Source organism: Treponema sp. R8-4-B8, from assembly GCF_054786175.1.
Genome location: NZ_BDHE01000487.1, coordinates 290,974 through 315,810, shown reverse-complemented (window position 1 = coordinate 315,810; position 24,837 = coordinate 290,974). Strand labels below are relative to the sequence as shown.

Here is a 24,837-nt window from a genome sequence, read left to right as displayed (position 1 = left end):
GACTTTGTAATAAACGGCATAATAATCGTCCCAAACGGCAAGGCGTATTATTTTAAAACTTCCGGCGGAAATAAATTGTATTCCGCTAAGATTACAGTTCCCAAGTATTTTAAAGATTATCTTATTATATTCGCGGGAGCTTCGGCGAATACCGAGGCAAAATATTCGTTTGCGATAGATAAAACGCCCGATTCAAATTTTGACGATTACAGCCTCTCCGAATTGAAAACATATTGGCCAAACGGGACTGAAAAACAAGCAGCGAAGATAACCAATGAGCAGGAAGTTATGGCCTATCTGTTAATGAATGAGGCGAATTACTACAAGATAAGATTTACAGAATAATCATGAAATAATATTATACGGTTTGCCTTGTCTGTTTAAACAACTTTTAACTGCCTGTAAGCCTGTTCGGCAAGCCCGAAATTGGCGCTCTTGGTAAAATCTTTGGCGTATTCATCGTAGAGCATATCTTCGTACATTTTACCGGCAAAGCTGTCGTCTACAAGCCCCGATTTTTGCACCGTATTTCTCATGCTTGTTAAAAGATTTTTAACTAGGAATGTCTCTAGTTCAAGGCACAACTGGTAGAGCTTGTCTTCTTTATCAATAGGCTCCTCACCTGCGCGTCTCTCAACAACGTTATTGTTAGCTGAAGCTCTTTTCAGCGCCTCGGCAAATTTATCTGGGCTGTGGACAGCCGGAGTTGACGCGAACCGAATGTTATCAGCGTAAAGTGACGCTGGGTTATTAAAATCAAGTCCGGCTATGTCCATCTATTTACCTCTTTAATGTAGTCGCAGTTCCAAGCATACTGTCGCTTGTTTGAATTGTTTTAGAATTAAATTCATAGGCGCGTTGGGCGACAATCAGATTGACCATTTCCTGAACAACCGCGACATTTGACATTTCCAAAAATTTGTGTTGAATCTGCCCCATGCCCTCATAACCGGGAATGCCGGGAATCGCCTCGCCCGAAGCCTGGCTGACCCTGAACAGATTTTCGCCAATCGCGGTAAGGCCTACCGGGTTTGGAAAACGGTACAGTTCGATTCTGCCTACGTCAACCTCAACTTCCGCGCCGTCTCGCGGAACTTTTACGCTTACCCTGCCGTCTTTGGTAACATTGATGCTATCCGGCAAAAAAAGCTCCGGCATCATTATATCCGGGATAAGCCAATAACCGTTGCCTGTAACCATACGCCCGTCAGAGTCAACCTTAAAGTTTCCGTTACGGGTATACGCCATAGTGCCGTCATAAGTCTGTATCTTAAAAAAACCTTCGCCAGTAATCGCCATGTCTGTGGCGACGCCGGTATTTTGTAGCGCTCCCTGCTCAAAAACCCTTTGAGTATCCGCCAGCTTAACGCCATGCCCCATTTGAATGCCTACCGGAACTACGGTATCTTCCGTGGCGGGAGTTCCCGCTGTTCTCACCGTCTGATAAATAAGGTCTTCAAAATCGGCGCGTTGTTTTTTATACCCGTGGGTATTCACGTTTGCAAGGTTGTTTGAAATCGTATCGATATTCGACTGCTGCCCGATCATGCCGGACGCTCCTGTCCATAAACTCCTAACCATTTTTATCCTCTCTTAATTATTTTCTATTAGCCAAATTTTGCCACTTGATTTATCAACGTTCCCAATGCAGAATCCTCAGACTGAATAATCTTTTGATTCGCCTCATAAGAACGGTTTACTTCGATCATTTGAACCATTTCAGTTACCGGATCAACATTCGCCGCCTCAACAAATCCCTGTCTTACCGTAGGCCGGCTTACCGCGTCCATAGTCCTTGCTGGGCCTGATGTTTCACTTTCGCGGTAAAGACTGGTTCCCTGTTTTTCAAGATAGCGATCCAGCTCGAATTCAACAATTTTTAGGGTATCCAGCAAAACCAGTTCTTCCCACTGATTAGCCTCTCTTCCTACCATAACATCCGGCTCATCAGGATAGGCGGCGTTGATCCATACCCTGCCCTCATTATCAACCTTAAAATTATTTGCTTTTACCCTGATAGGGCCATTTTCTCCCAGTAAAGGAAAACCGTCCTTAGTTTCAAGATACCCTTCCTTACCAAGTACAAAAGTGCCATTTCTTGTATATCTTTCGCCGTAGGGCGTCGCCACAGAGAAAAACCCATTGCCCTCAAGCATCAAATCAAAGTCGCTTTGGGTCTCTTTTGGGGCTCCCTGAGTAAAAACCGTAAATAATTCATTTAATTCGACGCCTGTGCCAAGTTTCCCGACAATCGGCATGGCATCCGCAGAACCAAAGGGGTGCTTGTAAACCCCGTCATCATCCACCCGCCTTAAAAGCATCTCTGGAAACGCCTTAAAAGACGCCACATCCTTCTTATAACCGGTAGTATCCACATTTGCCAGATTATTCGCCACCGCGTCAAGCCGCCACTGCTGAGCCCTCATCCCGCTAGCGCCCGTAAACCATCCTCTAATCACAAAAACCTCCGTCCATGCTAAATTATCGGCATTTGAAATTAGGGATTTAATCGATAAATTTCACACAAAGATCACAAAGGTACAAAGATCACAAAGGGGGATTAGGGGTTTTTGTCCGAAGGTTCAGCGTGGACTTCACGATAAGATAACGGACATAAACCCCTGATTCTTCTTTGTGATCTTCTCTTCCTTAGTGTTCTTTGTGTGAACTCTTAACCAATAGATTTAAATTCATTAAGTACCAAGTCTAGCTCCATTTTGAGGATATTCAATTGTTCCGCTGTTACCAGTTTTTTACCGTTTTTTAGGTTCTGTTCTACGGTGGTGGCGGCTGTTTGAAGGATAATTTTGCCTACATTGCCGGCGTCGCTTTTTAATGAATGGGCAAGCCTGTGCGCCAGTACAATATCATCGGCTTCCAGAGCGTCAACAATTTCTTGATATTTGTCCTGATTGCCCTTCACAAACAAAACTTGCAGCTTCCTTTGAAATTCAATGCTCGCTTCCAGTTTAGTGTTCTTATACTCAGAACCCGGTATTTTGGGCGTAAAATACTTCATAAGGCAGCGCCACAGTTCCTGCGAGGTAAAAGGCTTCCCGACACATTCAATCATGCCGCTGTTTTTGTAAATTTCCCTGTCATTAAACATAATATTCGCCGTCATCGCCACTATGGGAACGCCCGTATCCAGTTCCTTGATTTTTGTTGACGCTTCAAGCCCGTCCATAACAGGCATGTGCATATCCATAAAAATCAAGTCAAATTGCTTTTCATTGTTTTCCTGCCTTCTTTTTACCAATTCATAACCTTTTAGGCCGTTATCGGCAATAATAGTGGTCAGTCCGACTCTTGCCAAATGCTCATAAACAACCTGTTGATTCATAGGATTGTCTTCGCATAATAAAACTTCGCCTTCAAACGCCGGTTTATCAAGCTCGTGAATAACCATTTGATCTTCAAATAAACGCTCATGCTCGGCGTCTACGGTATCAAAAACCAATTCAAAGCTGAATCTGCTGCCAATGCCGGGGTTGCTTTCTACCGCAAGCTTGCCGCCCATCATTTCCACAATGTCTTTTGTAATGGCCAGCCCAAGGCCGGTACCGCCGTATACTCTGGTTGTCGCAGCTTCGGCTTGCGTAAACGGATCAAATATTTTATTAATTTCTTCAGGGGTCATCCCAATGCCTGAATCTTTTACCTCAAAGAACATTGTTATAGTCTTCTCGTCCATAGCCCTCAACACGGCGTTAAGTTTTACCATGCCCGTATTTGTAAACTTAACGGCATTGGACAGAAGGTTCACAAGCACCTGACGGAGTCTTGTAGGATCGCCTAACGGTTTTTTCCCCATGCTTGGCTCAACGTAGAAATGCAGCATAATGCCTTTTTCGACAGCCTTGGGCATAATTAAAGTACGGCAGCTTGAAAACAGTTCATGCATGTCAAAAGGTATTTTTTCCAGTTCCATTTTGCCGGATTCAACTTTGGAAATATCAAGAATATCGTTAATAATATGTATAAGCCATTCGATGTTAATTTTTATTTTAGTTAAATAATCCCTCACTTTAGGCGATATTTCATTATCAAGCGCAAACTCCGAAAAACCTAGGATACTGTTCATCGGAGTGCGTATCTCGTGGCTCATAGTCGCCAAAAATTTTGATTTTGAAGACGACATCGCTTCCGCCGCTTCTCGCAAATGGTCAATTTCTTCGTATGGGCGCCTTAGTATGACAGAGGCTGCAATGGCGGCGGGTATGCTAAGGAGCAATGTAATTATCCCCATAAGCAATAAACTGCCCGGAACTTCCCTTAATACGCTTTCATTTAATGGGGCGACAACGCCGACAAACCAGCCTTCATTAACGCTTGATACGGGGCGGATGGCGTACATTCTGTGCATGCCATCAAGGACGAACCTGCCCGTGCCGCGCTCTTTGTCAATCCCGCGCTTTATCACAACGGATACGCTGTCGTAACGCTTGTCAGTTTTTGCCAATTTTAAAAAATTTATTCTCTGTTGTACCCAGTCTTCGCGGTAATTGGAAACAGTATCGCCCTCCGCGTCATGAATAAATAAATGGCCGGAGTTCCAGAAAATAAACTTGGACAGTAAATTGCTAAAGTAAAAACCCGGCAGAACCGCCGCCAAAACAAGATTGTCATTTATCGGAATTGAAACATACATAACAAGCTCTCCATCGGGAGCATACATGGTTGTTGAAATAACAGAGCCGCCTTTTATGGCAGTTTGCATAAAAGGCTCTTGGATCAATTCGGGAGAAATTTGCGATTTCCCGCAAGAAACCAATAGATTTGTTTTATTAAAAACGGCAAGACCGGTAAATACCGGATATTTCGCGCATATCCGCCCAAGTCTGTCCGTATCCGGTAAGGATGCGTCTGTAGCAATATACGCTTTTATGTCATCTGTGGCATTTTCAGCGTCATATTTTAACATTTTAATTTCATTTGTTACATATTGATCTGCAATATCAACCGTAACCAGCATATCAGATTCCATAGCCCTGCTTATGCTGCGCGTAAGAAACAAGGAGCCTACCGCAAGACTTGCAACATTTATAACAATTGCTGTAGCAATGACGATTATTAGTATCTTTAGACGAATAATCTTTTGGTTTTTTTGAAGTTCACGCATATTAATATTCTACCATATATTATTGATTTTTGTTAATACATATTAAATAAATTTTATTTCTTTAAATAAAAAAACCTGGCCTGTAAACAACACCCAACGGGAGCTGCTTCCTATGACCAGGTTTTTTGTAAAAAATCTTTTTAAATAACAAAAAACCTCAAATTAAAGAATTACTTTGAGGTTCTTGACTGCGGTTATTTTGCCGCAGTTTTCTTTGCCGCGGTTTTCTTCGCGGGCTTTTTTGCCGCAGTTTTCTTCGCGGGTTTCTTTGCCGCGGTTTTCTTCGCGGGCTTCTTGGCTGCGGGTTTCTTCGCAGCGGGTTTCTTCGCAGATGTTACTGCCATCTTCTTGTCCTCCCTAACAGGTTTTTTACTGCCTTTCACCGTGGCAGTGGCAGGTTTAGTCTTTCCTGACTCCCCTCCCAATATATTATTTCCGGAATTGTTGATAACAGCTTGCGCGCCGGCAAGACGTGCTAACGGCACCCGGAATGGTGAACATGATACATAGCTCAACCCCGCCCTATAGCAAAAATCTATAGACGCGGGATCTCCGCCGTGTTCTCCGCAGATCCCCATCTTGAGATCCGGTTTTACAGATCGGCCTTCTTTAATCGCGAATTGAATCAAACTGCCTACTCCATCCTGATCAATGGTCTTGAACGGATCAACGTCAAGAACATTTTTTTCCAGATAGGTAGGCAGGAACGACGCAATGTCATCGCGGCTAAAAGCAAAGGTCATCTGCGTAAGATCGTTTGTTCCAAAACTGAAAAAGTCCGCGTACTTTGCAATATGCGCTGAGCGAATCGCGGCGCGCGGAACTTCAATCATCGTGCCAATGGTAACGGGAACTTTTACGCCCGCCGCAGTAAACACTTTTTCAAGTATTTTTTCGGCGTTGGGACGCAATAATTTAAGCTCTCTCGCGGTTACGACAATTGGTATCATAATTTCAGGATGTACCGGAATTTTTTGTTTTGCACAATCTGCGGCGGCAAGGGCGATAGCCTCTACCTGCATATCGTAGATTTCGGGGTATGTTACCGCCAAACGGCAACCGCGATGCCCTAACATCGGGTTACTTTCTCTAAGAACTTCAATCTTGGAAGTTAATTTATCTACGCTGATGTTTAAATGCTCCGCTAATTCTTCAATTTCTTCTTTTGTGTGGGGAACAAATTCATGAAGCGGCGGGTCTAAAAGCCTGATTGTTACAGGGCGGCCTTCCATTGCCTTGAAAATGCCGAAGAAATCTTTCTGTTGAAGGGGAAGGATCTTCTTTAGCTGCTCTTTTCTCTCCTCTTCCGTTTCCGCGACAATCATCGCGCGGAAGTGAATGAGTTTATCCTTGTGAAAGAACATATGCTCCGTGCGGCAAAGACCAATACCCTGAGCGCCAAAATCAAACGCTCTTTTTGCGTCTTCAGGCTGATCGGCGTTAGTTCTGACGGCAAAACCTTTAACTTTGCCGCGAATCGTTCCGGCGCGTATATCATCGCACCATTTAAGGAATGTATTTACATCTTTAGAAATTGTAGGCGCGACCAGCGGCAACTTGCCTTCGTATACTTCACCGCAAGTGCCGTCTATGGTTATCCAATCGCCTTCATTAAATATTTTTCCGCCGATTTCGACCGTAGTACCTTGCACTAAAACGCTTTTTGCGCCGGCAACGCAAGGAGTCCCCATGCCGCGGGCTACAACGGCGGCGTGGCTTGTCATTCCGCCCGTCGATGTAAGAATACCCTGCGAAACAACCATTCCACCTATGTCTTCGGGGCTTGTATCTTTACGAACCAAAAGTACTTTTTCGCCTCTTTGGTGCCAAGCCTCCGCATCTTTTGCGTTAAAAACGATTCTGCCCGAACCGGCGCCCGGAGAAGCGTTTAGCCCCTTTGTTAGGGCTTTTGCCTGTTTTTGCGCCTTATAATCGATCATTGGGTGTAATAGTTGGTCAAGAAGGGCGGGAGTAACGCGCATAATAGCGGTTTTTTTGTCGATTAAGCCTTCAGCTACCATATCGACCGCGCATTTTACAGCGGCGGTTCCGGCGCGTTTGCCGTTTCTTGTTTGCAGAATGTAAAGAACGCCCTGTTGAACGGTAAATTCCATGTCCTGCATATCTTTAAAATGCTGTTCAAGACGGTTTTTTATTAATACAAGTTCTTTATATATGGTAGGATTCTTTTTTGCCAGCGTAGCAATTCTTTCAGGCGTTCTGATACCGGCAACTACGTCTTCTCCCTGCGCGTTCATTAAATATTCGCCGTAAAATTCATTAATACCAGTGCTTGGGTCTCTGCTAAAGCATACTCCAGTCCCCGAATCATCGCCGAAATTGCCAAAAACCATCGATTGGACATTTACCGCAGTCCCTTTTAGGTTGACAATATGTTCCAGTTTGCGGTAAGTAACGGCGCGTTTACTCATCCATGAGCCAAAAACAGCGTTTATCGCGCCCCAAAGTTGATCAAGCGGAGCCTGCGGGAAATCTTTACCGGAATTATTTTTAACGATTTTTTTGTATTCACCGACAAGTTTTTCAAGATCGGAAGCTGTAAGGTCGGTATCAAGCTCTATTTTCTTTTCTTTTTTAATTGAATGAATAGCTTCCTCAAATAATTCATGCTTGACGCCCATTACTACGTCGCCGTACATTTGAATAAAACGGCGGTAAGCGTCCCACGCAAAACGCGGATTGCCTGTTTTTGCCGCAAGCCCTTTAACTGATTTATCGCTTATCCCAAGATTAAGGATAGTATCCATCATGCCGGGCATGGACATTGCCGCTCCAGAGCGGACTGAAACCAAAAGCGGATCATTAGGATCGCCAAGTTTTTTATTCATCATGGTTTCAAGTCTTTTAAGATTCGCTTCTACTTCTTCTTTAAGCCCTTTTGGATACGTATTTTTATTTTCATAATAAGCGGCGCACACATCTATAGAAATAGTAAAGCCTGGCGGAACAGGAATTCCAAGATTAGTCATCTCGGCAAGGTTAGCGCCCTTGCCTCCTAAAATCGATTTCATCTTCGCGTCTCCTTCGGCTTTTCCTTTTCCGAAGAAGTACACATTTTTTTTATTTGCCATTATATCCCCCTCTTAAATATATCATGATGAATAAATAATAGCAACTATATTTTTTTTTATCAAGTCGCTATTATAAATATTATGAACTATATTGAACTTCCTGTCTACAAAAATCAGAAAAAAATTTTGTCAATGCTTGAAAATAATCAAGCGCTTGTCGTGGAGAGTCCGACCGGCTCCGGAAAGACAACTCAGCTTCCCGTGATACTTTATGAAGCGGGATATACAAAGAACGGAATCATAGGAGTAACCCAGCCTCGCCGTATTGCCGCGGTATCAGTAAGCGAATTTATCGCGCGTCAAACAGGCACTACGATACCGGGACTCATTGGATACAAGATGAGATTCGCCGATCAGACCAATCATGAGACAAAAATAAAAATAATGACCGACGGAATGCTCCTTCAGGAGATGAAAATCGATCCTTGGCTGTCAAAATACGGCGTTTTAATCGTTGATGAGGCGCATGAACGAAGTTTAAACATCGATTTTATCCTTGGATTGCTAAAAAGAGTTCTTGAAAGCAGACGTGATTTTAAAGTGATCATATCTTCCGCGACTATAAACGCGGAAATTTTTTCCGAATACTTTAATAATTGCCCCATTGTAAAGATAGAAGCCCAACGTTTTCCTGTGACGTTGATTTATGATCCTGTTTTAACAAGCGAATCGGAAGAAAGAGAAGAAAAAAATCGTGAAAAAACAAGTGATAGAAGGCAAATAAACAACAAAGATGAGGCAATTTTATTAAAAATCGAGACAATTACTACACGCTTTATAAGTGAAAAACGCGAAGGAGACATATTAATTTTTCTTTCAGGCGAAAAAATGATAAAAGACTGCATATCAAGGCTTACTTTTTGCTCTGTGGGAAAATTTTTACACCTTGTCCCATTGTACGGCAGACTTGGAAAAGAAGAGCAGGAAAAAGTATTTGAAGACCCTCCAAAGGGAAAAACAAAAGTTGTTATTTCAACAAATATTGCCGAAACTTCCGTCACTATTGATGGAATTACCGCCGTAATTGATTCGGGATTGGCAAAAATAAACTGGTATAATCCCAAAACATTTACATCCAGCCTTATTGAATCGCCAATTTCTATCGCGTCGGCGAACCAGCGCAAGGGAAGGGCGGGAAGAACGCGCGAAGGAACCTGTTACCGGTTATACACGCGCAAAGATTTTGAACAAAGGCAATTGTACACTACCGAAGAAATTTTCCGCACTGATTTGTCGGAAGTAATTTTAAGGATGGCGGATCTTGGAATTACCGATTTTGAAAACTTTAATTTTATTGCCGCGCCTGAAAGAGAGGGATTAATTGGAGGAATAGAGACGTTAAAACTGCTAGACGCGCTTGAAAAAGACCGCAGTTTGTCAAATATCGGCAAATTAATGACGGAATTCCCGCTCGCGCCGCGTCAATCAAGAATAATTGTAGAAGCGATACTAAAATATCCCGATGTGATCAAAGAAACGCTAATCGCGTCTGCGTTTTTATCAACGCAAAGCCCTTATATCCTTCCTCCCGGCGAAGAAACCGACGCGAGACAAGCCCATCACCGTTTCCGCGATGATAACGGCGATTTTGTTTCGTATTTAAAACTCTATAAAGCGTACAATGATTCGACAAATAAATTAAAATTCTGCGAAAAAAGTTATCTTGACGAGCGCGCAATGGCGGAAATAGTGAATGTAACCGCGCAACTCGAAGAAATTCTTGCCAAGATGAAAATTCCCGTACACCAAAGAGCGCAACCGCTCTCCTCTGACGAAATTGACGACTATTTATGCTGTATAGGTCGCGGAATGATTCAATTTGTCTGCGTCCGCGAAAGAGGGCACGGTGAATCGCGGGGTAAAATCGGCTCATACCGCAGTCTAACGGCAGATAAAATAATAATTCATCCGGGATCTGTAATGTTCCGCATGGATCCCCTATTTATTGTCGCCGGAGAAATTGTACGCACGTCAAAAATGTACGCGATGTCTGTTTCTCCGCTTTCAAAAGAAGTGTTAAATAGAATAAGGCCTGGGCTTTTCTCAAGCGACGCTGACGGAAAATTCGCTGACGGCCGTGAAAAGCAAAAGAAAACTCGCGATTTTACCAATAACATAAAAATTTCAGGTGAAGTGTTTGAAATTGTCACTGTAAAAGGAAAGAAAACCGTAATTCTTCCGTGGGAAAAACTTGAACGCATTAAAAATAATTTATCAAACGAAAAAGGTTTTAAGAGCATAAAAGGAAAAATTACGGTAAAGAACCAATACAATCTTCTTGCCGGAGAAAAACTCAATCTCTTGCTCTCTCTCGCTCCCGTTTTAGACGTAGACGGCGCTTTTTCCCGCAAATTGCCACGTAAAGAAAACTTTAATTCGCATGAAAAACTTTCCGCCCTGATAAAACATTTAGACGATCTCGCAAAGCCTATTATATGGAAAAAAAATTCAAAAGAACTTGGCTTTTTAGGTCTTTTCACGGACGGAGACGGAAATTATTGGTTTAGAGCCTCACGCGGCTTCCATACCTGCCTGAACGAAAGCCTTTCCAGCCTTGAATCATTGATTGACGAGTTAGGTGAAGAAGTTGATCTGGAGCAGAAATCTGTCGTGAATCAGTGTTATCGCAGGCTATCGGATTATTTAGGGTGATTATACGGAAGAGTTTCACACAAAGGGCACGGAGAAAGAGAAGAACACGAAGAAAGAGAGGGAAGTTTTTAATAAACGGAAATGGCAGGGGTTGACACCGCTTTCTTGCCTTTAAAAGTCAATATACGTTATAATAACCCATGACTCAAAGTGACCGCCTTGAACAATTAAAACTTCTAGTCTCAAATTTTACTAAAAATATCGCCGAATATAAAAACATAAATTATGACGAATCAAACACAAGAACCGACTTTATCGACAAACTTTTTACGCTGCTTGATTGGGATGTTTCAAATAATCAAGGTATATCTGAAATATACCGTGATGTTATCCGTGAGGACAAAGTTAGAATAGACGGCACAAAAAAAGCTCCCGATTACTGTTTTAGAATGGGCGGAGCAAGAAAATTTTTTGTCGAAGCAAAAAAGCCGTCTATTAACATAAAAGACGCCGCTTCCCCAGCATATCAAGTCCGGCGCTATGCTTACACGGCAAAACTTCCACTTTCTATTTTAACCGATTTTGAAGAATTTGCCATTTACGACACAAGAATTAAACCCGATAAAAACGACAAGGCAAGCGTAGCCCGTATAGATTATTTTACATTTAATGATTATGAAAAAAAGTTTGATTTTCTTTATAATATTTTTTCCAGAGAAGCTGTTTACAAAGGAAGTTTTGACAATTATGCCATGGAAAATAAAAACAAAAAAGGCACATCGGAAGTAGATGCCGAACTTCTTGCCCTTGTAGAAGAATGGCGAATTACATTAGCCAAAAACATAGCTAAAAACAATCCCAATTTATCCATTTACAATTTAAATACAACAGTACAAAGAATTATAGACCGAATTGTATTTTTACGGATAGCCGAAGACAGAGGCATTGAAGATGAAAATATCCTTCTTACGGTTTCTAAATCAACAAACATATACGAAAAATTAAATTTGCTTTTTACAAAGGCTAACGTAAGATATAATTCAGAGCTTTTTACTTATGAAGAATGGCTGGAAAAAGTAATCATTGACGATAAAATCTTATCCAATATTATCGTCAATTTATATTACCCTGAATGTCCCTATGAATTTTCCGTACTGCCCATTGAAATTCTTGGAAGCATTTACGAAAAGTTTTTAGGCAGTACCATTCATTTTAGAGGGATAAAAGGCGACAGCGGCAGCAAAGTTGCCGTTCATACCGCAATCGTAGAGCAAAAACCAGAAGTTAAAAAAGCGGGAGGGGTATTTTACACTCCGCAGTATATAGTTGATTATATAGTTAAAAACACCGTTGGAGAGAAAATAAAGAATAAAAAACCGGAAGAAATAGCCGTTATAAAAATTTGCGACCCCGCTTGCGGTTCAGGCTCATTTTTGGTTGGCGCATATAAATATTTATTAAATTATCACCTTGATTATTACACGCAGGAAAAGAATTTAACAACATCGTTGAAAAACAAAAAAATATTCGAAGCGGGACATAATACATATAGGCTGACAATAGATGAAAGACAGCGTATTTTAACCAATAACATTTTCGGCGTTGACATAGACAATCAGGCGGTTGAAGTTACCAAACTGTCTTTATACTTAAAACTATTGGAAGACGAAAGCAGCGAAAGTTCAGAACAATTATTTAAATACACGGACATGGCACTCCTTCCATCTCTTGAGGATAATATCAAAAGCGGCAACAGTTTGGTAGGAACGGATTTTTACATACAGCCAAACCTTGACCTCACCGATGATGATCGGATCAAAGTAAATTGTTTTGATTGGGAAAAGAAATTTGCCGATATTTTCAAGACGGGCGGTTTTGATGTGGTGATAGGTAATCCGCCGTATTTCAATATACAAACTTTGGGAGCCGGTTCTGAAATAGCGCGGTATATCCAAAAGAAATATGATTATATTTGGCAAGATAAAAGCGATATTCTTTTTTATTTTCTTGTTAAAGCAATGCAGTTGTCAAAAGGAAACATAGGTTTTATTTTATCCAACGCGTTCTTGTTTTCCGATAAGGCACAGAAATTGCGAAATAAAATCATAGATGACGGTAGGCTTGCTAAAATTGTAAACTTTGAACAGTTTCAAGTTTTTGAGGGTGTAGGCATTACCACGGGTATTTTTATTTTTCAAAGTGAACATACGGGGATTCAGGTAGCAGTGCTAAAAGATAAAAAATACAGTATTAATGAGTTACTGGAATACATTAACAGCAAGGGAAATTATTACAAAGTAAAGTTTGAAAAAAATAGTGTTTTTGCGTTAGATGATTCAAATACTGTTAAAATAAATAAAAAAATTGACGGAACTCATCCTTTGTTACAAGATATTTGTCTTGTCGGTAAGGGGATGGAGACTGCGGCAAATGATGTGTTTATATTTAAAGCATATCCGAAGCAATTTCCAAAAAAGTTTATTAAAAAACGTATGATTGGTGAAAATATAGAACGGTATTTTTTAAAAAACAATCCTGATTATTTATTGTTTTTTGAAGATATTGAAAACTTTAAAGACTTGCCTGTTTCAATACAGAATCATCTTAATGAAAATAGAAAAATGCTTAAAGAGAGAGCAACTGTAAAGAATGAAGGCAGAGCGTGGTGGCGATATTCCCGTCCTATGCATAAAGAATATTATCATTTGCCAAAAATTTGGTGTTCATATAGAAGCAAAGAAAATTCTTTCTTTTTAGATGAAACCAATGATTATATTGGATTAACCAACACAACAGTAATATTCGGGACTAGTAAAGATTATTCCTTAAAGTATTTATTAGCATTATTAAATTCAAAACTGCTTACATTTCGCTATAAATCAATTGGTAAACAAACTGGAAATGGCGTATTTGAATATTTTGCCAATGGAATAGGCAAACTTCCTATACCTAAAACTGATAAAAAAACTCAGGACGAAATTTCTAAGCTAGTAGACAAAATGCTTGAACTCAAGCAAAAAGAAGCCGCCGAGCCTAATAAACAATTAAAAATTATTATTTCAGGAGAAATTGAAGGAATAGACAAGGCAATAGATAAAGCGGTATATCAACTTTATAATTTAACTGATGATGAGATTAATATAATAGATGTAAATAACAATGATAAATAACGGTCATCGTAAGGCTGACTCCTGTACCTTGTGGTAAGCTAAAATCCCTTTTGGTTCGCTCTCTTGCTTCGTGTGGTTCGGGGTAAAATTCTTCCCTCTCCCGCCTAATTGACATTTTCCGCCGCTTTTATTACATTTATCTCAGGCGCCGTACCCAAGCGGTAAGGGAGCGGTCTGCAAAACCGTTATGCATCGGTTCGATTCCGATCGGCGCCTCTTAATTATGAATAATTCGCACTCATATTATTTAATTTTGGGAATTTCTCTTTTCGTTCTATTGATTCTATCCATGTTCTTTTCGGCGTCTGAAATGGCTTATTCGGCGTTAAATCGCATTAAACTTAAAAATCTTGCGGTTAAAAGCAAAAGGGCGCGGCTTGCGTTAAAACTGCTTGAGGCTTATGACAAAATACTGTCCACGGTGTTAATCGGCAATAATATCGTAAATATCACCGCGTCCGCGCTTGCTACGGCTTTTTTTATCGGAATTTTTGGAGAGGCAAAAGGGGTAAGCATTGCCACTGTAATTATGACTATTTTTGTGCTGGTTTTTGGCGACATTTCACCAAAAACGCTGGCAAAGGAAACGCCGGAATTAACTGCGCTTAGGAACGCCCCGCTTTTGCGATTTTTTGTTTTTCTTTTAACGCCGTTAAACGCGCTTGTCGGTTTTTGGAAAAAATTCCTTTTAAAAATTTTCCCTGTAAAGATGAATCGTTTAACTACGGAAGACGAGCTGTTGACGTATGTGGAAGAAGTAAGGCAGGAAGGGGCTATTAATGTCCAGGAAGAACAGATGATCCGCCAGGTTATCGAATTTGACGACTTGGAAGTTTCTGATATTTTTACCCCGCGCATTGATGTTAAGGCGGTGCCTATTACTGCCACCGTAGAGGAAATCGACAGCAAATTTATAGAAACGGGATTTTCGCGGATTCCCGTTTTTCGGGATACAATTGATAACATAAAAGGAATTATTATAATAAAAGATTTTTATCATCAGGTTATGAAGGGGCATAAAACGCCGACGGAAATTATTAAGCCCGTTGTTTATATTGCAAAGACAATTAAAGTCGGGAAACTTTTAAAAACAATGCAGAAAAAACAGGCTTATATGGCGGTAGTAGTTGACGAGTATGGCGGCACTTTAGGAATTGTTACAATAGAAGATATTGTGGAAGAACTGGTTGGCGAGATTTGGGACGAACATGATGAAGTGGTAGTGAATGTTAAAAAAGAAAGTGACGGCAGTTTTACGGTGCTGGGTGGCGTAAGTTTTAAGGATATGCTGGAGGCAATTGCCGGGTCTTATGGAGATACGGAAATACCCGACACGACAATTGCAAATTGGATTATGGAAAATCTTGGAAGACTGCCTCAAATTAACGAGATTCTAACATGGCAAAATTTGACAATAAAAGTAATAAAGGTTATAAAACAAAGAGTAATGGAAGTAAATGTTACAGTCGCGTTTGAAAAAAAAGAAAATAATTATTAAAAGGAGATAAGGATATGAAAAAGAGAGGGTATTTTTTATTAGTTGTCTTTTTATTGACGGGCATTTTATACGCCGCGCCTATCAGGGAAGGTTCCAGTATCGGCAGAAGCGGGGAACTTGTTCTTCTTCACACTAACGATTTTCATGGAGCGTTAGTTGCAAGCGACGGACGCCCTGTCATTGCGGAAATGGCGACTGTTGTTAATGTGGTAAAATCCGTTAATCCGCAGGTTCTTCTTGTTGACGCGGGTGATTTTAACACAGGCAGCGCCCTATCCAATATGTTTGACGCCGAGCCGGTTATCCGCGCGTATAATATGATGGGTTATGACGCGATAACTTTTGGCAATCACGAATTTGACGGCAATATGGAAAAACTTAACAAGCAAATCGACCTTGCTGATTTTCCGTTTGTTTCATCCAATATAAAAAAACAGGACGGTTCATATCTTGGCGGCAACATGTATCTTGTAAAGCAATACAATAATTTTTCCGTAGGCATATTCGGTATTACGACTTTACGCACTCAAGTAATCGCAAATCCCGATAAATCCCTTGTGTTTGTCAATGAAATTGACGCCGCCCGCGACGTGGTTAATTTTCTGCGTAACACTGAAAAAGTCGATATTGTTATCGGTTTAGTCCATATGGGCGACGTGAAAGAAGCCGAAGATCACATAACGTCTATTGACCTTGCGGCTGCAGTTGAAGGAATAGACATTTTAGTGGACGGTCATTCACATTCATATTTTGAAAGGCCAAAAAGAATTGGGGACACGTGGATAGTAACCGCTTATGAAATGGGAAAGTACATGGGTTTTGGAAGAATTTCCGTGCGTAACGGAAAGCTTACCGGTTTTGAATGGGTTTCGATAGCAGTCAGACCGGATGAACACATTATAGAAATGCTTAAGCCTTATATCGAAAAAGCCGGAACCGCCTTAAAAGCGGTAATAGGAGAAGCTTCCGACACATTCGTATTTGGAAATCGCCTAACGCGGTATCAGGAGACGGCGATTGGCAACATGATTACCGACGCGAATGTGTGGTATTTGCGGAATATAAGCAAACAACAAATTGATTTCGCATTTCATAACGGAGGAAATATCCGCGCCGAGCTTAAAAAAGGGCCGATAACGCAGGAAGATATTTTAACGGTGCTTCCCTTTGATAATTACCTTTATGTAGTTTCAATGACTGGCTCGCAAGTAATTAAATTATTTGACTTTATCGCGACAATTCCGCAGGGTAACGGGGGATTTCCGCAAATTTCAGGCGACGTGCGTTTTACAATCGACAAAACTTCGGGCAAGGGCGTGATAAAAGATCTTACTATCGGTGGCCAACCTGTTGATACTAACCGCATATACCGTATTTGTACCAACGATTACATTCTTGGCGGCGGAGACGGTTATACGCCAATGTTAGCCGCAACGGATCGTTTAAACACTTCTATTTTACTTTCATATGTCGTAACGGAATACATTAAAGCAAATAAGACAATAAAGCCCGTAACCGATGGAAGGATGACAATTTTAGGCGGAGCAAAATAGAACAACTAAAAATTAAAATTTTCAGTTGTATCAGTAAATAGTTGTGCCGGTAAAATCTTCGTCATTAAGAATTTTCTTTAAGTTGTCAAGATTTTTACCGGCGGCGCAAATAACTTTTAAGCCGATTTTCTCCGCGTGGCGGCTGGCAATTGGATCAAACGGAACATTTTTTCCGGGAACCCATTCATCGCCGACCATAGCGCGAAAATCCGCCCACGTTATTTTATCAATCGGGCGCGCGTTTGGGTCAGTCTTTGGATCCGCAGTGTAAACCTTTTCTATATTTGAAAGGTTTATCAGCATCTGGGCGCCAAAACGTTCAGCTAACAGCACCGCGTCGTAATCCGTTGAAAACCCGGGTTTCCAGCCGGCGGCTACAAGCACTTTGCCCGTTAATGGGGCAACTTCATTCGGGTTTGTAACCACTTCCTGGGCGCACCATTCGCCCATAACCGCTTTTATTAATTGCGCGTTCAGTCTTGTAGCCATAATCCCTATCCAGTCCGCTTCTTCGTCCTTTACGCCGCCCGCTGAAATTTCCCGGTATGCGTTCTGCCAAATTCGCGCGGGGCCGCCGCCGCCCACGACAAAAATAAAGCGCCTGTTTGAATCCGCTTCTATAAATGAGCGAATAACGCCTGTAAAGTTTTTTAAAAACTCCACATCAACCTCTTTAGGCGCGACAATTGACCCCCCCAACGAAATAACTGTAACCATAACAACCTCCTGATTTTATAGCGCTTACATTTTAGCGAATGTAGATTCCGCTAATTATAATGTCTCCCCAAAGGCTGGAATACGATTCAAGCCCCCCTACGGATTCTTCCCAAATATTTTGCAATGAATATGACTGCGGACGCGAAACAAGCCTGCCTCGGCTTTCAATCTGCAAAAGTACAGGCTCTCCCCTGGAGAACGTTATGCGCTGGTTGTCAATATTGCCAAAGTAAAAGTTCGCCAAATCACGCGCGGTTAACATCTCTTCGGGGCGCGGATTTGCGCTGTCCGTCAATTGAACTGCTCCCGCGCCCATTACGGGATCAACCGGCAGCCAGCCAAAACCGTCTATCCAGAATTCAGCCCAGTAATGGCGTATTGTTTGCCCATTTTGATTTATTAAAACGCCAGCGACAGGAATACACGGAACGCCTGCGGCGCGGGCCATCGCGGTATAAAGCAAGGCGGCGGCGTATGGATCGCATTTCCTCTTTTCCAGCGCGTCAATAAGATCGGCGGAAAATGCCGAATCTGAAATTTGCACATTGTTAATTATCCATTCATATATGATTTTTGCTTTTAAATACGGGTTTTGTTCCCTGCCTAAAATTGAATTAACCGCCGTCTTGATTTTCTGGTTATCGCTTGGAATTAAACTTGTGCTTTGAGTGTGAGTCTTGGAAAGCGCCGTTGTTTCCTGTTTGATGGAAAGCGGCTTTATTCCCGACTCTACGGCGTATACTTCAACTCTGTAGGAAAGATTGACAGACTGATTCGTCCCCGTTCCAAGACTGTCCAATTTATAAAGGCTAACCCCCTTGTGATCCTCCATAAAAGGTTCAATGTTACGTGAAACAAGAATGACATTTCTTTGAGAAGGGGAGACAACCGGTTTTGGTATCCACAAGTATAGGGTATTCGGCTTTGAAGCTTCAATGACTCTGATGTCAACTGAGTATGTTATCGTATAACTGCGTTTATCCTTTATTGTTTTAACGCCGGGTTTTCCGCCAACGTCAAAAAAGACACTGCGCGATTTGCCGTGAGGCGTTCTTATTTCAAGATTTCCGCTGACTGCCCCGTCCGGCAGACGCACCCGTATTTCGCGCGCGCTCCAGTATTCATAACCCATTTCAGTTTCTGATACTTCGATAAATTCCGGCTCTCTTACGGCAAAGGGATTATACGCCCCTGATTCATAATCCCAAGAAAAGAAAACTCCCGCGCCAGAGTCAAAGGAGTTTTCGCGTGTTATGCCAAAATTATTTCCCGTAATTGTTATTAGAGTCCCCGGCGCGCCAATTTGCGGCGTGACGGACGCGATTTTTGGTTCAAGCCCCAATTCTTCGCCGTCAACAGGCCGAGGCACTGAAGCAGAATTGGAAAAAAGCACGCCATTGCTCTTTCTCCCTTTCGCGCGCACATAGACCAGTCCTGATTCGCCTAATTCGGGAACTTTTAAAATTATTAAATTGTCCTGCCATAAATAGTATGATGAGTTTGTCGGCGAAATACCCGCGATAGTAACATAAGATTCATCGCGTGACGCGCCAAAATTATCTCCCGTAAGAGTGATTATCTCTCCCATTCTGCCGAATTTCGGATCGATAGACGTTATAACCGGAACTTTTGCGCCGCATGAAATAAAAAGAGCGAATAACACAGGCAAGAAAATAAATATTTGCCGTTTTATTTTTATTCGCGGCTGTTTGAGTCGGCATACGATAAAATATTTTATATTACTTATCATTTTCTGCGGTGGATGTTTCTTTATATGGGTTTACCGTCAGTTTTATTTCTATAGATGAGTTTGACTGCGGCGACGCGCCAAGCGGAAAGAAATAAATAGGTTCGTTAAATTCCATAGGAATTGTTTGAATCGACGTATAATAACTTACGCCTTTTTCCGGATCATTAATCCAAATCTGTCCCTGGGCAACCATTACATTTCCATTGCGGCGGATGAACGGGGTAAATTGTACCGCTACAATAATATTTGAACCGACAAGACGAATGCCCACAGGAGTTCCCGGTATGGTTATTTTTTGATGAGAATCAGTCCAAATAACTTCTTCATTTTCAAGAGCTCTTGCGTTAATGTCCAAAACTAACGCCTGCCTTCTGAATTCCGGCATCATTCCCGAACCTACCGGTTGAGACCACGCCTCAAAACAGACGCTGGTTGCAAGTATAAATAAAGCGCTTAAAAAAGAAAGATAGCGTATCATTTTACGGATGTCTCCTTGAATAATCAGCGGCTCTGATTATTGCAGGTTCGCCAGCCCTTGAAAAATTCTTGCTTTCAGGAAGCTGTAAAATAATAATATTTGAACCGTCCGCGCTTAAATATTGAAGAACGCCGTTTAAGTCCGTCGCCGCCGGTATCATTCCGGGGATTTCTTCTTCCGCGGAAAGGATAAAGCTTGATTTATCATCAGGGGTTGCTTTTTTGCCGGCAAATCCGTTATTCAAAATTTGTCCCCCGCGGGAGAAAAATATTACAATCAGAGCGATTATAATTGCCGCCGCCGCCGCCATCGGCATAGAGATAGAAATCCTGCGCTGCCATATTCTGGGGCGCGGTATAAAGCGCCGTTTTTCTTCCAGCCTGCGCCAAATTTTTTCTTTGGATTTCAGGATATCCTCTTCGCTTGTTTCTTTTGCAGAATGGTCTTTGTTGATCAATTCGTGAAGCTGTTTAAAAGTTTCAACTTTTTTTCTGCAAGCCGGGCATTCCTTCAAATGGGAATCCATTTTTTCATCCCAGGGTGACGGAAGTTCGCCATCGACATAAATTGATAGAAGCTGTGGATCAGGACACATTTTTACCGCCTTGTAAATCTATATTCGGCTGTTTATCGCCAGTAGGCAGATTCAAACTCTCAGCAAGCGGACTGCCTACGAGTAGGCTTGCAAGTTTCTCTCTGGCTCTAAACATCCGTACTTTAACATTTCCTTCGCTAATACCTAGCACTTTGCCAATTTCCCTATAGTTCATATCAGCGTATTCCTTTAATATCAATACCATACGTAATCTTTCCGGCAGTTTTTCCAGGGCGCTTTTCACTTCTTCGCTTGTCTCTTTTTTTACAAGTATGCCCTCTCCGGTTTCCTCCTTCCTATGGTCTTCACGAAAGGCGCGTTGATATATCAATCGTTCTTTAGCCTTTCTTCTTGCGTAATTTATCGCACCGTTTTTAACTACGCGAATCAGCCAGTATTTTCCCTCTTCCATGTTGGGAAAAGCCATGTTTCTTTCATACAAACGAAAAAAACTATCCTGGCAAATGTCTTCCGCCGCTTCCCAGTTGTTGGTTATACGGTACGCGACCTTCAACAAAATTTGAAATGACGAATCGTAAAGACGCTTGAATTCAACTGTTGAATTCCGCCCCATTGATTCGCCTCCGCTTTGAGGAGCATCTGTACGAACATGGTTTGCATCATTTTCTGAATGTCCCTCTTCTATTATTTTAAACAATTTCTTTCCTCTTTTGTTACATTTATTTTACGCGCCAAACCGTCCCCGCAGGTCCGTCTTCCAGAATTATACCCCGATTTTTAAGGTTTTGCCTGATATTATCCGCCAATGCAAAGTCTTTTGCCTTTTTCGCTTCCGCCCTTTTTGCGATAAGTTCCTCAATTTCCCGTGAAAACGCGTCATTTTCGCCCTTTTCTGCGGTTTTTACAGCGTCCTGCAGTCCAAGTCCCAGAACTTTGTCCATTTCAAAAACGCCCGCGAGCGTTTCAGCCTCAGCCGCCCCTTCTTTCAAAAGCCCCCACAATTCCGCAAGGGCGCGGGGGGTATTTAAGTCGTCCTCAATGGCTTTATTGAAATCTTCTATATATAACGATGTTTTTTCAGTATCTGCGGCTGTCGATGCCCCGCACTTTGCAGCCAAAGCGCGAACCTTGTCTACAAGCGATTTACGGGCGTTTTTCGCGCCTTCCAAGCTTTCCATGGAAAACTGAAGCTGGCTGCGATAGTGTCCGCCAAGCAGAAAATAACGGTAATCCAGCGGGTCAAAACCCTCGTCTACAAGCGTCTGCAAGGTAAGAAAACCGCCCTTCTATTTAGACATTTTCCCGTCTTTAAGGACAAGAAATTCATTGTGCAGCCAGTATTTTACCCACGGTTTTTTCCCCGTGGCGGCCTCACTCTGAGCGATTTCGTTAGTATGATGAATTGGTATATGATCGATTCCTCCCGCGTGAATGTCAAAATTTTCGCCCAAGTACTTCATGCTCATCGCGGAACATTCAATATGCCAGCCGGGATAACCGCGCCCCCACGGACTGTCCCATACTAAAGCCTGATTTTCAAACTTGCTCTTTGTAAACCAAAGCACAAAGTCGCCCGCGTTACGCTTGTTTTCATCTTGTTCTATCCGCGCCCCGGCCTTAAGATCGTCCATTCGCAGAAGAGCGAGTTCTCCATAAGAAGGAAATTTTGAAATATCAAAATAAAGATTGCCCCCCGCAAAATAAGTAAAACCATTTTTTTCTATCCGTTGAATGAGCGCGATCATTTCCGCGATATGCTCCGTAGCCTTGCATACAACCGATGGGCGCGTAATATTCATTCTGTCGGTATCGTTAAAAAACGCCTTTGTGTAAAAATCCGCTATTTCAAGCACGCTTTTGCCGCGCTCTTCCGCGCTTTTTACCATTTTATCTTCGCCGTCATCCGCGTCATCTGAAAGGTGGCCGACATCGGTAATATTCATTACATGGGTTACGTCAAAACCCGCGCGGCGAAGTGAGCGGACTAATATGTCGTGAAGCGCGTAAGCGCGTAAATTGCCGATATGGGCGTAGTTATAAACCGTAGGACCGCATCCGTAAAAGCCGACTTTTCCCTCTTGCAGAGGCTTAAAAGCCTGTTTTTCACGTCCAAGCGTGTTGTAAAAAGTAAATGACATATTAGCAGAGTAGGGGAAAATGGGGAAAAAATCAACACGCGGGTTACATTTCTGAATAACCTTATCGCAAGACCGCCGCAAGCTAAAGATAAAATTACTTTTGATAATACTTGAACTATATCTACGAAAAATTTTTACATTGCAAATAATTGATTAAAATAAACGTCCGTTTAAATTAAGCAGTAATTATTTTACAGGAAACTTCTTTATTTAATATAATGCCATAAAATTTCATTTTTATCAAGAAATAAAATTAAAAAAAATACTATTTTATTAAAAACAACTAAATAATCATAATAAAATTCATAAGTTAGATATAATTTTTATTTTATAAATTTATATATTACCGATGGGTATAGTTAGAAAAAAACGGACGTTTATTTTATGCATGTACAGGAAATAAACTCATAAAGAAAAAGGAGAAAAAAATGGCAAACAAGAAATTCTTGTTAGTAATACCGGCGGTAATGGCGCTGGTATTAGGAATGACGGTTATCGGGTGCGGAGATGACGGAGGAGACAATGTTATAATAAAGCCAAACAATACAATATCTTCAGTATCAATTTCGCTATATTTGGGAGACAATATCCCAAAGGTTGGCAATGATTTGACAGCCTCCGTGTTACCGATATCGGTAAGCGAAGTGTCTTACCAATGGAAACGCGCTGATTCACAATCCGGTACATTTACGAATATAAGCAATGCTACAAGTAGGAAGTATACGCCAACTACTGAAGACACGGGTAAGTACATTAAAGTGGAAGTGACAAACAGCGACACGCCCGCGCCGGTTTTGTCCGATGCCGTAGGTCCTGTTGACGCTAATCAAGTAGCCAAACCAACAGCCGATCCTAACGGCGGAAGTGTTGTATCAGGACAGGAAATAACCCTTGCTTCGACACCTGCAAGTGATATAGGCATTACAATTCGTTATACTCTTGACGGGACAACCCCGACAAGCAGCAGCACTCAGTATATCCCTACTCAAAAGCCAAAAATAACAAGCAATTGTACTTTAAAAGCGATTGCGGTTAAATATGGCATGGTTGACAGCGAAGTTCTTTCAGTAACATACACAGTGGTTGCCGCACCTTCTTTCTCAGCGGTTACTTCTTCCGCGTCTATACTAAATACCGGGGTATATTCAGTAGCCTATGGTAACAACAGATATGTAGCCGGCGGAAATGTTAAGATTGCGTATTCTACAAATGGTACTACATGGACGGACTCAACCGGTGTTAGTTCCTTCATTGTATATGGTATAACATATGGCACGCAGTTTGTCGCAGTCGGTACCAGTGGAACAATTAATTATTCGTCTGATGGAGCGTCATGGAGTAATGTTGCAACTACAAGTTTTGGGACAAGTATCATTAATGACGTGGCTTATGGCGGTGGAAAGTATGTCGCTGTTGGTGACAGTGGAAAAATCGCGTATTCTACAAATGGCACGACATGGGTAGCGGTAACTGATTCTACTTTTGGTACAACGGATATTAAGGGCATTACCTATGGCAGCGGTAAATTTATTGCCGTTGGCAGTAGTGGAAAAATGGCATCTTCTACTGATGGCACGACATGGGCAGCAGTTACCACTACTACTTTTACGTCGACTATAAATGGTATCACTTACGGCGGCGCGACCGGAAAGGAAAAATACATCGCTGTCGGCAGTTCCGGTATTAGCGGGTATCAAATAGCGTACTCAGATGATGGTACAACTTGGACAAGAGTTCAGTCTTTTTATGGGAGTTCCGGCTTAATGGACAAGCTTAGCAGGGTAGTATGGGGCGATAATAAATTTGTCGCTGTTGCCAGTAAAGGTGTTATGTATTATTCATCGGATGGCACATACTGGGCAACTATTGAAGGGGGAACAGGAACAGGCAAATCTCAATTTGACAGTGCAGGTACCTATTCAGCCATTAATGACATAGTCTATGGCGGAGGAAAATTCCTTGCTGTTGGTATTAAGAACAGTAGTTTAACGGGTGCCGGCAGTACCGGAGAAATGGCAATTTCTAATTAATAGTTTTATTTGAAAATTTTATCCGCCCAAACATTCGTGTTTGGGCGGATTTATTATACGACATTGTCACGAATTTTAGCGAGGATGATTCAATCTTCCCTCTTCTTTATGTTTCAAAAAAGGTGACTGTCACCCAAGTTC

16 protein-coding genes, 1 tRNA gene and 1 pseudogene are annotated in these 24,837 nt (G+C 41.7%); 7 read left to right on the top strand and 11 right to left on the bottom strand.

All coding sequences use genetic code 11. The features are described 5' to 3' along the window. Positions 1-345: hypothetical protein (locus ACYVRA_RS14615; protein ID WP_461253460.1), on the top strand; the 345-nt coding region annotated here is incomplete at its 5' end. 35 nt (positions 346-380) lie between these two features. Here ACYVRA_RS14615 and ACYVRA_RS14610 read toward each other — a convergent pair. From ACYVRA_RS14610 to ppdK, 5 genes are all read right to left on the bottom strand, one after another. Next, a complete protein-coding gene (locus ACYVRA_RS14610) occupies positions 381-776 on the bottom strand; it encodes a rod-binding protein (RefSeq protein WP_461253459.1) in 396 nt (131 codons plus the stop codon). Positions 777-780: 4 nt separating this feature from the next. Beyond that, on the bottom strand, positions 781-1,581 hold the full coding sequence (gene flgG / locus ACYVRA_RS14605) for a flagellar basal-body rod protein FlgG (protein WP_461253458.1): 801 nt from the start codon (positions 1,579-1,581) through the stop codon (positions 781-783). A 26-nt stretch (positions 1,582-1,607) separates the two neighbouring features. Continuing rightward, positions 1,608-2,459, bottom strand: a complete 852-nt coding sequence (locus tag ACYVRA_RS14600) for a flagellar hook-basal body protein (RefSeq protein ID WP_461253457.1) — start codon at positions 2,457-2,459, stop codon at positions 1,608-1,610. A gap of 212 nt (positions 2,460-2,671) precedes the next feature. After that, complete coding sequence (locus ACYVRA_RS14595; RefSeq protein WP_461253456.1) at positions 2,672-5,122, bottom strand: ATP-binding protein; 2,451 nt, start codon at positions 5,120-5,122, stop codon at positions 2,672-2,674. 194 nt (positions 5,123-5,316) lie between these two features. Then, entirely contained in the window at positions 5,317-8,214 is a 2,898-nt protein-coding gene (ppdK, locus tag ACYVRA_RS14590; protein WP_461253455.1) for a pyruvate, phosphate dikinase, read from the bottom strand. A gap of 81 nt (positions 8,215-8,295) precedes the next feature. Between ppdK and ACYVRA_RS14585 the strand changes: the two genes are divergently transcribed. The 5 genes from ACYVRA_RS14585 (at position 8,296) to ACYVRA_RS14565 (ending at position 17,027) form a co-directional block, all read left to right on the top strand. Then, positions 8,296-10,866 carry a helicase-related protein gene (locus ACYVRA_RS14585; RefSeq protein ID WP_461253454.1) on the top strand — a complete coding sequence of 857 codons (2,571 nt, stop codon included), beginning with the start codon at positions 8,296-8,298 and terminating at the stop codon, positions 10,864-10,866. Positions 10,867-11,006: 140 nt separating this feature from the next. Beyond that, complete coding sequence (locus ACYVRA_RS14580; RefSeq protein ID WP_461253453.1) at positions 11,007-13,976, top strand: Eco57I restriction-modification methylase domain-containing protein; 2,970 nt, start codon at positions 11,007-11,009, stop codon at positions 13,974-13,976. Between the two features lie 144 nt (positions 13,977-14,120). Next, positions 14,121-14,192: transfer RNA gene (locus ACYVRA_RS14575), tRNA-Cys, on the top strand. 7 nt (positions 14,193-14,199) lie between these two features. Continuing rightward, on the top strand, positions 14,200-15,474 hold the full coding sequence (locus tag ACYVRA_RS14570) for a CNNM domain-containing protein (RefSeq protein ID WP_461253452.1): 1,275 nt from the start codon (positions 14,200-14,202) through the stop codon (positions 15,472-15,474). A 14-nt stretch (positions 15,475-15,488) separates the two neighbouring features. Beyond that, positions 15,489-17,027, top strand: a complete 1,539-nt coding sequence (locus tag ACYVRA_RS14565; RefSeq protein ID WP_461253451.1) for a bifunctional metallophosphatase/5'-nucleotidase — start codon at positions 15,489-15,491, stop codon at positions 17,025-17,027. A gap of 30 nt (positions 17,028-17,057) precedes the next feature. Here the strand turns inward: ACYVRA_RS14565 and pyrH are convergent, their stop codons facing one another. The 6 genes and pseudogenes from pyrH to cysS form a co-directional block, all read right to left on the bottom strand. Further along, complete coding sequence (gene pyrH, locus ACYVRA_RS14560; protein ID WP_461253450.1) at positions 17,058-17,744, bottom strand: UMP kinase; 687 nt, start codon at positions 17,742-17,744, stop codon at positions 17,058-17,060. A 31-nt stretch (positions 17,745-17,775) separates the two neighbouring features. After that, positions 17,776-19,494: an IPT/TIG domain-containing protein gene (locus ACYVRA_RS14555; protein WP_461253449.1), complete on the bottom strand. Its 1,719-nt coding sequence runs from the start codon at positions 19,492-19,494 to the stop codon at positions 17,776-17,778. Next, complete coding sequence (locus tag ACYVRA_RS14550) at positions 19,484-19,972, bottom strand: hypothetical protein (protein WP_461253448.1); 489 nt, start codon at positions 19,970-19,972, stop codon at positions 19,484-19,486. The genes ACYVRA_RS14555 and ACYVRA_RS14550 overlap by 11 nt, the downstream gene beginning before the upstream one ends. A gap of 1 nt (position 19,973) precedes the next feature. Further along, entirely contained in the window at positions 19,974-20,567 is a 594-nt protein-coding gene (locus ACYVRA_RS14545; RefSeq protein ID WP_461253447.1) for an anti-sigma factor family protein, read from the bottom strand. Beyond that, the gene (locus ACYVRA_RS14540) at positions 20,557-21,225 is read right to left on the bottom strand and encodes an RNA polymerase sigma factor (protein WP_461253446.1); all 669 of its coding nucleotides are present in this window, start codon (positions 21,223-21,225) and stop codon (positions 20,557-20,559) included. Before ACYVRA_RS14540 ends, ACYVRA_RS14545 begins: the two co-directional genes overlap by 11 nt. Before the next feature lie 22 nt (positions 21,226-21,247). Continuing rightward, positions 21,248-22,666, bottom strand: a pseudogene (gene cysS / locus ACYVRA_RS14535) (cysteine--tRNA ligase). A gap of 428 nt (positions 22,667-23,094) precedes the next feature. On the opposite strand from cysS, the gene ACYVRA_RS14530 reads away from it, so the two are divergent. Continuing rightward, positions 23,095-24,696 carry a chitobiase/beta-hexosaminidase C-terminal domain-containing protein gene (locus ACYVRA_RS14530; RefSeq protein WP_461253445.1) on the top strand — a complete coding sequence of 534 codons (1,602 nt, stop codon included), beginning with the start codon at positions 23,095-23,097 and terminating at the stop codon, positions 24,694-24,696. The last annotated feature ends 141 nt before the right edge of the window (positions 24,697-24,837 follow it).